The following is a 12,077-nucleotide window of genomic DNA, read 5'->3' as shown; positions in this document are numbered from 1 at the left end:
CTACGAAGTCTTCCTCACTGACGCAAAGGGCACTACCTATGCAAAATGACCTCCGACTGCGCGCATTACGCATCGCAACATTCGCAGCCTTGTTCATTGGCTCCACCGCCTATGCTGCAGATCCCATGAAGATTGATGTTCATCGTGATGCGAACTGCGGTTGCTGTAAAAAATGGGTTCAACATCTTGAGGATAACGGTTTCACCGTTGTAGACCATGTCGAGACTGACATGAGCGCGGTCAAGCAGAAATTTGGAGTCACCCCACGACTCTCGTCATGCCACACCGCAGTCACCAATGGGAAGTTTGTCGAGGGGCACGTACCAGCCGAGCAGATTGTCGCGATGAGCCATCGCGCTGATCTGATGGGGATCGCAGCACCAGGCATGCCTGCGGGTTCTCCTGGGATGGAAGTTGGCGGAAAGCGAGACGCATATCAGATTATTGGCCTGACCAAAACTGGAAGCGATCAGGTGATCACGGAATACCCAGCCAACTAAATTGTGTGATTTGCGTCCTCGTACGGTCCTTTGAAACGACGTAGGACGCTTGCACTGATTCGCTGGCTGAGCATTGAATTGATGTTGGAAGCGAAAGCTTGTTTTGCTTTTGGTTCAAAACCACATTCAGACTGTTCACATTCATCAACTCCAGGTTCAGCAACAGAGCAGTCCCCACCTCAAAGCCTTTGAGTAGAGCCATACACTACTGACAACAAAGGCCAAGCTCTCTCACCACAGGTTACTCATTCAATTTGCTCTGCACGCTTGCAGCAACGTCATAGCTCGATTGATGTATTACCGTCCGCTCCTATCTGGTTCTGTGCCTGAAAAACAAAAAAAGGCGCCACTAGGGCGCCTAAGCCGTCTCCAAACCAAAGGAGAAACAAGGAGACGGGGTGTGCTTGGTAATCGAGTACCGATGAAACAGGCTGATGCTTGTTAAAGCAGCTGCAGCGGGTACTCGACGATCAGACGAACCTCATCCAGATCTGACTCGAAGTCAGTGGCCCGAGTCGTTGCCTGGCGCACACGGAAGGACATGTCCTTCAAAGAGCCTGACTGGATGATGTACTTCGCTTCAATGTCACGCTCCCAGCGCTTCTGGTCTTGCAGAGGGTTACCATCCGCTCCGCGGCGCATGTAGACGCTGTTCGCATTCGAGTAGTCCGCCTCCCAGCCCTTCGCATAGCGAGTCATGAAGCTAAGACCAGGTATGCCGAAAGCCTGCATGTCCAAGTCATAGCGTAGCTGCAGAGATTGCTCTTTCGGGGAATTAAAGTCGCTGTATTGGATGGAGTTATCCAGGAAAATGGAATCTGACTGACGTAGGTAGTCAAAATCGTCATTACCATTGTTCCGCTGGTATCCAATGGTCACTGTATGAGCTCCGAACTTGATCCCAGTCTTACCACTCCAGATGTTGTTATCGAAGCTCCCCAGCAGCTTCTTGCCCTCATCGACAGCTCGGTAGTAATTCAATCCACCGATCAGCGTCATGTTCTCCGAGAGGGGGTAGCTCAACGTGGTGCCGGCGTAGTATTGATTCCAAACATCTTTGAATTGGCTGGTATAGAGACTTACACCGACATGCTCATTGACGGTGTAATCACCGCCCAGGTAAGCAATCCAGGGCGCATCAACTGCCCCGGCATAGAATGTAGCGAAGCCGTCACGCATACCACTGGAGTTGGGTTGACTCATTGCATGTAAACGCCCCCCTTGAAGGGTGAGGTCTTTGATACTGGTATTGGAGAACGTCACACCTCGAAAACTTTCTGGCAGCAAGCGAGAGTCCCCGTATGCCACGACAGGTGTGGACGGAAACACATCCCCGACTTTGACAATCGTATCCAGAAAACGAACCTTCGCAGCCCCACCCACCTTGGAGTAAGTGTCTTCTGGCTGGCCTTTGCTGTTATAGGGCATGACGTCTACCGAGCTGCGAGCTCCAGAGCGCCCATCACCAGAGTCGAGTTTGATCCCTTGCATTGCGAAAGCGTCAATGCCGAAACCCACAGTGCCTTGGGTAAACCCTGACTCGAATCGCCCGATGATGGCGTGAGCCCATTCTTCAGCGTAGCCATTACCAGTAGGGCTTGATTGACCCTTGCGATAATCCCGATTGATGTAGAAGTTTCGGTTGAGAACATTAACGGAGCTCCCCTCAATGAACCCCTCCGGTTTTTGCTCAACGGCCACTGCGACTTGCCCCATGCTCATGCCAAGGGCAATGAGAGAAAGACCATAAAAGCTTTTATTGTTCATTTAACACTCCAGGCTTTAGCTTGGCAGAGTTTCTATATGAAATATTTTTATCATTATAAAAAGCCATCGGCACGCAGAGGCTTCCTCCAACGTGCCGGCAGACATAATTTCACACACAAGATAACTCCCGCATGACCTGAAAATTACTTCTACGTCAGTAAAAAGTAAGCGCTCCTTGAAATATTGAAATCACTCAGCAAAAATTTGATCACCATCTTATTGCTACTAGCTTCCATGTGGGCAATTGCTACCCATAACTCGATACTCCACAGTGTTGAGTTTTCCGCTGGAGTCTTCATAAGTCATGCGTGATGGAGCGACACTACAGTTTTTGTCAGTTGGTGTGACACTAACCACCTTTTTGACATCGAGGTTCATGCCATATTCATAGTGAACTATCTCAGGAACGGCCTTGCCATTTTTTAAAGCGTACTGTTCCATAGCTTTTTGGTTTTCCTGAATCATTCGGCCATACACACGATCTCCACCACCTTCAGCAACGGCCAAAGATGATATGACCGTCAAGGCTGAAAAAACGAAAAACGCTTTAATTGCTTTCATGATATTCTCCGAGTGATTACTTACAGCTATAGAATAGCCGTTGATACCTTTCAGGGAGCTGCCATGAAAATTACTTATGCGTAAGGTGCGTCTCTATATATTTGAGGATCAACGCTAAAAATCGCCGAAAAAGTTTTGATAAATACATAGCTGCTAGTAGATACATACAGATGGAAATCGCTGTTTTTTGACTAGAAAGGTGTCTGCCAAATTAGTGTAATTTGTCAATGGTTGCAGAGTTAACAGCGCCCTACGATGTATACAAGGCTTTCAATACAAAACATCGACACTCTTCATCTTGGCATCTGCGCATCTTCAGTAACAACTCAGCACGATCTCTAGACTTCAATTGGCTAGGGGAGGCCGTGATATCAGTCACCGTCCAGTTGCGACTAGACAATAGGATCGAGACGAGTCGCTCTAGTCGTGGAGTACCCCAATGGACTAACAGCTCCAGGTGTTCTCTTACCTCACTGAACACGACAATTTCCGTTGGTGGTGTCGCCTGATGGAGCGGTTTTCGCCAGTAACCTACGTCGTGCCATTGCCGATGCTTGAATCCCACTGCGGGATAGGTTCCGATATGAGTGATACCAAACGCTTCGTGGAGCCCGATGCTCGCGATATTGGGAAGGGCACCTTTACTGCAGATGGCCTGCTGAGCCCAGATCAAACCCAGGTGTGTCCATCCGCCAGCTCGGCTAGCACCTGCACAATTGACCAACACGCTAGCAATATCGTCCTCACCCGAAAGGCTGCCTGCCAAGCACAGATCGATAGGTATGACTCCGTTGAAGAGATCCGCCAAGGTGTATCTCAGCTGAGCGCTCTTTATCGTAAAGACGGTTGTGAGGATCCTCGCTGAGTAACCCACTGCATCAGCTCCAGCCACTTGCACGATCTACAGACCTGTAGAATACAGGGCATATTAATGGCTCACCAAGGTATACCAGTGCTTGAGTTGTTCAGGAAAAATGGCAATCAGCTCACAAAGCTTACTGACCCGATTGTATTGTAGAGATTAATTACCCTCCGCAGAACGAGCATCAGGATCTACCGAGCTGACGGAAACCATGATATTAGTATTGTGTCTCACTGGTGACTCAGACCATAACCACAGTAGATGACATGACCAAAAACATACATTTAAGAACATTTTATTGATATGTCAGTAAACCTTTTATTTTTTCCAGCCTCAATGCCTGATGAAACACTTCAATCGCGAATATCCAGATATCACCTACTATCTGGAAACCGAACCGAAAATGAGACCTACAGGGATATTTTCGGAACAGCTCCCTTTGCAATGAAAATTATCCCAAATAGGATTGAAGACCTAGCCTCTCGGTTGCCTGGAGACAAAAGTCTAAACCTTAATGAATTACTCATCTCCAACACCATATTACCTGTATATAAGCCATTTTTAGGGGTATCAAAAGAAAATATTGAGCTGCGTGATGAGAGCATTATTTCAGCGATAGCAAGGGTTCCTCGCAGGGAAGTCAGCGCTCACAGTATGGCAAAGTTATGCCTGTCATGCGTGCAAGATGATCTTATTGAAACAGGTCATTCATATTGGCACCGCGCACACCATATACCTGGAGTAACCGTTTGTTGGCGACATGGAGAAGTGTTGCTTCAGTCGTGCCCAAAGTGTTCACATCCATTTTATCGCTCGAATAAATTATTACCTAGCCTCGCAGCGCAATGTATCTGTGGATGGAATCCATTAAATTCACACTCCCCTGAAACTGGATTAGAGCTTGAACAGAGCTTTGCGCGATTTTCTAAAGAATTGCTTGATCGCAATCTACCGGCAGTGAAAAGCGAAGTCTTGGCAGCATTTTATACTCGCCAGGCAAAAAAAATGGGCTTTACCCATGGGCAGTTCATGTCACGAGCCAAACTATTTGAAAGCATCCAAGCGATGTTTGGCCCTAAATTGTTGGCAAAGATTGATAATGCATATGCCGCAGGTAAGCATAATCAATGGATTAGAACAACGACAGTTAATGGTTTACTCGACATGCCGATAACAAGGCATCTCATCATGGCTTATCACTTATTTAAAACCGTTGAAAGTTTTGAGAAAAAACTTGCAACTGAGTCATTATTTTTTAGCAGTGAGGCAAGAAAGCGACAAGCACAACTAAATAAGTCTTCGTCAAACAAGCAAAAACTTCATCGCCAAAAAGTGACTCAGCTCATTGGGGCTAGACCTGAACTAAATTTGGATTATTTATGGGCCAATGCATATCAGGCGACACTATGGCTTATCACTAACGATAAATCGTGGCTTATGAAGGCCCTAGCAAATGGGCCAATCATAAAGGCGAAGGTGGAGCAATCTCCTGATCATCGAGACGAGGCGTATGCTGACATCATATCTACACGTGTCGAAGAGCTCTACGCTATCAGTAAAAAGCCGGTTAGAGTTAATATAACCAAAATGATAGCTTTATTGCCGATTAGGATTCCAACAAGTCCTGCTGATCGGAAAATTTTGTTTCCACGTGTAGCTCAAAAGCTGGAACTCTATTACGAATCATCATGGCATTTTCGCTTAAGAAGAACCATATGGGCGTTGTCAGAAATGTCCCGACTAAAACTCCCACCAAACACATGTAGTCTAAAACTACTACCCTCCGTACCTATCCAAGCCTGGATTATATTGATAAATCATTTCGAGTGGGATCTAGAGAAGCTGATGAGCACTGGTTTTAATCCAGAATCGTTACTTGCAAAAGCTAGCGTTAGCAGGCAGTGGGAGGGCCCTCCAGGTCACCATGGACCTATGGGCGGAAGATCCTATATTTCGATAAAGTCAGCGGCAGTAGATGCTCCAGATTATTAATCTTATCCGGGAAGCTTATGATTTGACTTCTGATCAATTGTGTCTAATACAGGCAGTTCTGTAGAGCCATGATGCAGTGATGGGTTTACCTTCTAGCTTTAGTTGCTGTTCGGCCCATTCTAATCGGCGACGATGAAAGTCTTCACGACTCTCGCAAACTGACGCCAATGCAGCCGCACATATAGGAAGTTTCTTAAGCTGCTTCTCAAATCGAGCAATCGTATCCAGCTCTCGACCGATTCTGGTTTGAGTAAGCCGAACCGGCTTGCCCGACAACGCACGAAGATCCTCTGCGCAATCAATGATTCTGGACGCAAGGTAAGGATCAAGCTGACGAAACGAACTATTCAGTTTCCGATTACTTCCATGATGATTTAGCAGATTGCACTGCTGGGTAAGCCATGACTGATCATGCCTGTATAGCCATAGGTAATCAGAACACTCATGAGCCATACGATCTTGATACTGACTCTCAAAACGCTGCCGCCGCTGAGCAAGATATCGTTCATGCTTGCACTGTTTCCACCATTCTGCTCCCTTCTCGTGTGCTCGAATGCCTCGATAAACACTAGCGAGGGAGATATCCAATTTTGATGCAATTTCTGTCGCATCCATTCCTTTTTCAGCCCAAGCCCAAATCGAAGGTTGATGACCTACAGCGGGTTTAGGGCCAGAGTTGTGTTGCTCTGCTGGTTTGCCTGGAATGGGTAAAGGAACAGACGGTGGGATTTCCAAGGCCGTCGCGTTCAGAAGAATGTCTTGGCCAATGAGAAGCCGAGTCATGTCAACGTTCAGCGCGCAGCCAAGAAGGATGAACTTCAACGGATGATGAGTACGTCGAGGTTTCCGAAGAAGCTTAGTCACCCAAGACGCAGGGGTTTCATCCGGGTCGCATCCAAGAATTGAGAACTCGCCGATGCTTGGAAGACGGTGGAAATAAGCGTCCATATGTCGAGCAAGAGGCCCCAAACGCAGTCGACCATGGTGGACCAGCTCCAGAGCCACAGCCCCATCTAGAAGCAACCTTCGCACTCTGTTCGCAGGCAGAGGTAACACATTGGCCTGAAGTACCTTAAGTGAAAGTCGTGCGATCTCGAAAAGCTCACGACGTCGATCTATTGGGATCTCTAAAGGCAGAGCACATGATTGGACGCTTTCGTCCTTGGGAAGCAAGAGCCTCTTCCTACAACGAGTCAAACTGCAGTGATCCAAGACCACCAACGGTTCCACGTGATGGGGACAGATGAAAACACCTGGGAGCTGGTGTACACGATGCCAATAAGCTACCCCCATACTGGCCTCATCCTGGTCCAAGCAGGAGGGGCAAAATCGGATTCTCGATGCGCTCTCAAGGCGACTAGCAATCAACCCCAATCTTAGTTTGAGCCCTTCTCTACCTTGATGAGCCATCTGCTCTCGGGCACGTTGAAATTGCTGAACGGACAGGAAGGGTTGGTAGTACGGCAAGAGAGTGTGACGTTCAATTAGCTTGTCCACGGTCAAGCCGACACCGTATGGCAATACGTCCACGAATTTGGCGAGGTGACAGGGAAAAGGTACATTCTCCGAAAAACCTTCCTCCCACAGAGTACTGGCAAATATCTCGCTGTGTGCTCCGAAACCACAAAGCCGAACGTACCTAGACAAAACGCTGTGTAGCGTTTCGTCAGGGAAGGGCTCAGGAAAGAAATGAAAGCGGTGCTTCATTTCATATCCCTCTATTGTTTACCTCTTGCGGTACAGCGGCGAAAACTCAAACAAGTCCTGATTCAGCCATCCAGCATTTTTCATGGCACTTAGTGGGTCTTCGCTACTACCTATGGTTCGGACCACTGACGTTTCAGCAACCACAGCAGCGACGGGGGAGGACGCCCTAGTGACGCTCTTCGTTGCTTCAGCCGCGCTTGCTGGAGCACTAGCCCCCTGCTTCTTGAGACTGCGCAACAACGCCAGACGGTCCGGTCGTGACGCAACGTCAAAAGCCATCATGTCAGCCAGCTGTTCGTCAATCGGAAGCAAATCTTCAAACTGGCTCATTCGTTTTGGGTCGCGGCTGCGCAACGCAGACAGCGCGGGCTTCAATATCTGCATCTTGGAGTCGCTAATGCATCTAATGTCCGCCGCCGTGATGCACTCCGACCCACTTTGAATTACGTAGCGTTGTGTGAGCACAAGCAACTTCACCAGGAAATCCGTTACACCCTGCGTATGTTCGTAGAGCGCATCAAAGATTTCGCCAGTCAAGTCAGCTCGCTGCTGACACCATTGGTAGCTCCAAAGGTTCTCGACCAACATTTTCCACTCGTCATCATCCTTTTCAAATCGCTTGAACTCGATGATTCCTGCATCGCAGCAACGGCGCGCATTTCTCAACACACCAGAAAAAAGGCTGACCATCGAATTAGTGCCGATGAAGACAACTGGTATACCGATATTATTTACCAGGTGCAGAAAGAAATTCAGCATGCTGTCTTTGCCACCTGTCTTGGCAAAATGCAAATTCTGAATCTCATCGATGAGCAGTGCGCCAATAAAGAATGTACTCGCGACCTGAGCCATCATCTGCAGCGAGTCATTAATGTTTCTGGCTCGAAACCGCTTATGGTAGTTCTCATCGCCCAACGCTTTCCCCACAGCGATAAAGAACTCCTGACAGAACCCGGCTAGAGACCCGTCCCTAGGACAATCAAGCTTCAACCAAGTGATCTGTGTGTGAACGAACTGTTTACCCTCGTAGCGTTCATGCCTGATGGTTTGAGGGTAAAGGCTGAGGATGGCCCATAACGCTGTGGATTTCCCAATCCCGCTCAACCCAACCAAGCTGAATGTCTCCGCAGTCGATTTGAATCCATCATGGTACCGCTGAGCCCCAGAGAGCGAGTGGAGGTGCCTGACAGTCGCTGGTGAGGTCGGGTTCCGCCCTACGTAGCCCCGTCGGATCAACAGCGAGATCAACGACTCAAGCTCCAAGTGAATCATCATTGGGTGGACGACTGACCGTAAGCGATCGATGCAATGGATTCGCGTTGAGCGTTCCAATGCCAACTCCTCTGGAGTTGCTTCATATGGAAAATTAGCGATAAGTTCCATCGCTGCTTCATCCGGGAGGATTGGCGGCAACGCTTCGATGAGTGGGTTGCCTGCATACTCAGGAATCGGTTGCTTGGTGTAACAGGCAAAGATTTGAGTGCCGTTCATGGCTTCTTACCTGGGCGAATTCGTTTGAGCATGTCTATCACTTGTGCACTACGAGCACCGGCGTAATGCCTAGGAGGATCTTTAGGAGACTGCGGTGCATCTACATCAACGCTGCGGACGCCCTCCGGAACCTGCACCTCCGCTCGCTCCCGGAAACGCTCCTCCGCCCGATTCTCACGAATATTTCCGATGCGCTCAGATTTCGTTTTAGGGGCTATTTCATCTTTTTTTTCTTTTAGGGCAGTGTTTACCACACTATCAATTTCATCGTTAAGAGAGATCCGACTCTCTAGCTCAAGCCGTTTATGCGTCGGTGGAGTTTGACGATAAGCCTCAAGCATGTCGTAGATTTCGTCAGTACGATAATTCGAATATTTCCGATCTGAATATCTTAAATCACAGCGAACAAATTGTTTATCGTCCCCTTGAATCCAAATGTGGTCTGCTGAGTTTGGGTCGTACCAACATTGAATCGACCAGACGCCTTGACTTCTCGCCTTTGCTAGCCAGTTTTTATCAATGACCATATCGCATATATAATACATACCCTTAAATAACAAACCTCCCTTTTGAACTGTGCCACTGTCCCTAGGAAGCAAATGTAAGTAAATCAGATCATCTGATCGATAATTAGGCTCAACAAAATCATTTTCCAATGCCCAGTTCCATATAGACAAAGGGGTAGGTTCAACAGCGTCAGCAACCATTTGTTTTGTGAGTCTTTTAGGCTGACGATTGAATTTATTGTAATGAAGCACACACTTAATAATGATTTTAGTGAATTCTTTCAGATTAAGAGTCGCGTCCAAGCGATAATCCCGCTCACCTCTTTCTTTCTCGCGTGCTGCTACGCCACCGGGTAACCATCGGATGCCCGTCAAAGAGTTCAGGATGTTAAACCTGCTTTCCACCATCGACTTCCAGTCTGGGCGATAAGGCGGAGCAATACCCAGCTCAATGCCTAAGCCTGTAGCAAGTCCCTCAGCTGCAATCCCAAGCATTTCTCCCCGGTCGGCGAACACCTCATGAGGTAGGTGGTGACAAGGCCAATCAGCGTCTTCTATTGTGACGCCATTGAGAGCACAGAAATCTTGCTTAGAGGTAAATGCATTGAAAAGTGCTTGCCTTGCTCCATTCCAACTCGGACCTTCTAAACCTACATAGAGGCCGACGATCATGCCTGAAAAGCTATCAATAACCACATAAATCACTGGGCGCCCGATAAGCATGTGGCGAGAGTAACTGTTCACCAAATAGATATCGGCAATCGTGGCATCAATTTCAAACTGATGGCATGGTCCACGAAGCTTGTCCTGAACGGAACCTGATAAAGGGCGACGGTCTTTTAACCATTGTCTTTCCCCCATCCGTCCGCGCTCAGTCGCCACCACATCGAAAAACTTCTTGCCCTGATAATCAAACTGACGAAAAGAAGGTATTTGTGTCGATGGCAATAAGCGTAAACTAGCTTCAGGATTTTTCGAGAGATCTTTTTCCGTGTAAAACTTCGCTAGCATTTTATGGTAGGCATCAATTAAAGATGCTTCTTCATTATCGACATAGAGCGCGTAACCGATCTTGATACAGCTCTTATCTACAGCCTCCAAAAACTTGTTCTGCTGCAGCTCAACTCCCTGAAATTTCGGTTTCCTGCCTGGAGGACTTTCCGGGTTGTACACTCGCTCGGACTTTCCAACATTTTTATAGTTTTTCAGAAGAGCATTTCGTACTTGACCATTTATCCAATATCTACATAAAAGACGATAAATTTGTCTGCGATTGATATTAAGCTCGGCTGAGCGAGCTGCAACGAGTCGCCCCAGTTCGCCAGAGAAAAATATCTGACCCGGAACTTCAGAAAAAATCAGCGGCGAAATAACATTCCACTTATTATCTCTATCTGACTTTTGCTTTTCGTCGAGAGCCTCTTCTAACACCAACAAGTACTCTGGTGTTTTTATCGTAGCCGTCTTCGTATCTCCAGCTAAAACAGATGACTTTATTTGTTCCCATCCCAATACAAATGGTAGCCGAGGTGGATTTGCTGTAATTTCGATCAAGCAGATTACATCTTCTATCTCATCTAGCCACAAAACTCGGACCAAAGCAGGTATAGCTGAGTGCTCAGTTATAGGCTCCAAAACGTCATTTATTTTGATTTTCATAGCGCACCCTCCGCAGTCTTCCAATAGGAATATGTATCCTCGACTATTAGTAGTTCTGGGAAAGGTAACCCCATTTGTAGAGGCACATGTATCAAGTCGAGTTTAATACGCTTATGCCAAATCAAGTAGTGATATAGCGCTCTTGAGTCCTGATACGAAATAAACAGTCTCGTTGCAATTTTTTTCAAAACTTGAGCAGTGGTCCAAGGGTAGCCCTGAAACTCTCTTAGGCAATAAAGAAAGTCTTTCACCACAGTAGGTTGTGTTAATGCACGAGGTATCTGAGCAAATTTTCGCAGTAACCCTAAGTTTTGAACCAGTTCAACAGTAAAGCCAACTTCCGTAACTACTTCCCAATCTACGCCTTGTGAATTCCAGAACTCCTTTTCGATTGCCAGCTTTTCACGTGTTCTACCGGCCCTTTCACCCACAAGATCGCTTTCATACTTGACTGTGCGAGCGACAGTCTCAAAGCTTCCATCTGGTTTTATGACCGTTAGGAGAAAATCCGTCGTCATCACATATGGAACTGAACTCTTTGGGTAGTTGGGATAATTCAATCCCATCGCACTGGCATGGGCCTGTACGCGATCTCTTGGAAGCAACGGGTATTGCTCACGGATGTCGATAATTTCTTCCGAAAACTCGCAAACTAAAAAGTAGCCGTATTCGAGATTAGAAAGTAGGTGGTACAGGCGATCGACCTTGACCCCTTGGACTTTTCGAGAATGTCCTTGAGAGGGTACATCCTGCACGCGTAGCCACGGGACGTAGCTAACCCCAGCCCCTTGGCCGAATCCATTTGAAATGTGCCGTTCAACGTCGGCTTCTGTAGAAAACCTGCGACCGCGCAACCCAGACCTCCTGCGCTCCCTGCCGCACTGCAAACCTTCGTCTCGAAATAGGTATAGGAAAAAACTGCACCTTCTCTTGATGGTGGTCAGCAATCTCCAGCTTACCCCTTGAGTGAAATGGAGCAGTGAATCTGGACAAATGGCGCTTTAAGAAAAAGAAAACCCCCTGAATTCAGGG

General features: G+C 47.4%; 9 protein-coding genes and 2 pseudogenes. 3 read left to right on the top strand and 8 right to left on the bottom strand.

Going from position 1 to position 12,077, the window contains the following annotated elements:
- Positions 1 to 38 precede the first annotated feature (38 nt).
- Entirely contained in the window at positions 39 to 500 is a 462-nt protein-coding gene (locus tag LXM55_RS12495) for a DUF411 domain-containing protein (protein ID WP_233320647.1), read from the top strand.
- A 441-nt stretch (positions 501 to 941) separates the two neighbouring features.
- Here LXM55_RS12495 and LXM55_RS12490 read toward each other — a convergent pair whose 3' ends face one another.
- From LXM55_RS12490 to LXM55_RS12480, 3 genes and pseudogenes are all read right to left on the bottom strand, one after another.
- Positions 942 to 2,267, bottom strand: a complete 1,326-nt coding sequence (locus LXM55_RS12490; RefSeq protein ID WP_233320646.1) for an OprD family porin — start codon at positions 2,265 to 2,267, stop codon at positions 942 to 944.
- 225 nt (positions 2,268 to 2,492) lie between these two features.
- Positions 2,493 to 2,828, bottom strand: coding sequence for a DUF2790 domain-containing protein (locus LXM55_RS12485; protein WP_233320645.1), 336 nt, complete (start codon positions 2,826 to 2,828; stop codon positions 2,493 to 2,495).
- Positions 2,829 to 3,291: 463 nt separating this feature from the next.
- Positions 3,292 to 3,465, bottom strand: a pseudogene (locus LXM55_RS12480) (GNAT family N-acetyltransferase); the annotation flags it as partial.
- Between LXM55_RS12480 and LXM55_RS12475 the strand changes: the two are divergent.
- Positions 3,412 to 3,693 (top strand): hypothetical protein, encoded by a 282-nt coding sequence (locus LXM55_RS12475; RefSeq protein ID WP_233321050.1) that lies wholly within the window; start codon positions 3,412 to 3,414, stop codon positions 3,691 to 3,693. The pseudogene LXM55_RS12480 and the gene LXM55_RS12475 overlap by 54 nt on opposite strands.
- Before the next feature lie 300 nt (positions 3,694 to 3,993).
- Positions 3,994 to 5,682 (top strand): TnsD family Tn7-like transposition protein, encoded by a 1,689-nt coding sequence (locus LXM55_RS12470; RefSeq protein ID WP_233320644.1) that lies wholly within the window; start codon positions 3,994 to 3,996, stop codon positions 5,680 to 5,682.
- 33 nt (positions 5,683 to 5,715) lie between these two features.
- Here the strand turns inward: LXM55_RS12470 and LXM55_RS12465 are convergent, their stop codons facing one another.
- The 5 genes and pseudogenes from LXM55_RS12465 to LXM55_RS12445 form a co-directional block, all read right to left on the bottom strand.
- Complete coding sequence (locus LXM55_RS12465) at positions 5,716 to 6,465, bottom strand: TnsD family Tn7-like transposition protein (RefSeq protein WP_233321031.1); 750 nt, start codon at positions 6,463 to 6,465, stop codon at positions 5,716 to 5,718.
- A gap of 456 nt (positions 6,466 to 6,921) precedes the next feature.
- Positions 6,922 to 7,389, bottom strand: a pseudogene (locus LXM55_RS12460) (TniQ family protein); the annotation flags it as partial.
- 18 nt (positions 7,390 to 7,407) lie between these two features.
- Complete coding sequence (locus tag LXM55_RS12455) at positions 7,408 to 8,880, bottom strand: ATP-binding protein (protein ID WP_233320643.1); 1,473 nt, start codon at positions 8,878 to 8,880, stop codon at positions 7,408 to 7,410.
- Positions 8,877 to 11,045, bottom strand: a complete 2,169-nt coding sequence (locus tag LXM55_RS12450; RefSeq protein ID WP_233320642.1) for a Mu transposase C-terminal domain-containing protein — start codon at positions 11,043 to 11,045, stop codon at positions 8,877 to 8,879. The genes LXM55_RS12455 and LXM55_RS12450 overlap by 4 nt, the downstream gene beginning before the upstream one ends.
- A complete protein-coding gene (locus tag LXM55_RS12445; RefSeq protein ID WP_233320641.1) occupies positions 11,042 to 11,899 on the bottom strand; it encodes a TnsA endonuclease N-terminal domain-containing protein in 858 nt (285 codons plus the stop codon). Before LXM55_RS12445 ends, LXM55_RS12450 begins: the two co-directional genes overlap by 4 nt.
- Positions 11,900 to 12,077: the final 178 nt, after the last annotated feature.

The organism is Pseudomonas sp. Au-Pse12 (assembly GCF_021341665.1).
Taxonomy (GTDB): Bacteria; Pseudomonadota; Gammaproteobacteria; order Pseudomonadales; family Pseudomonadaceae; genus Aquipseudomonas.
The sequence above is the reverse complement of the archived record's forward strand: the minus strand, read 5'-3'. Positions and strand labels throughout refer to the sequence as shown.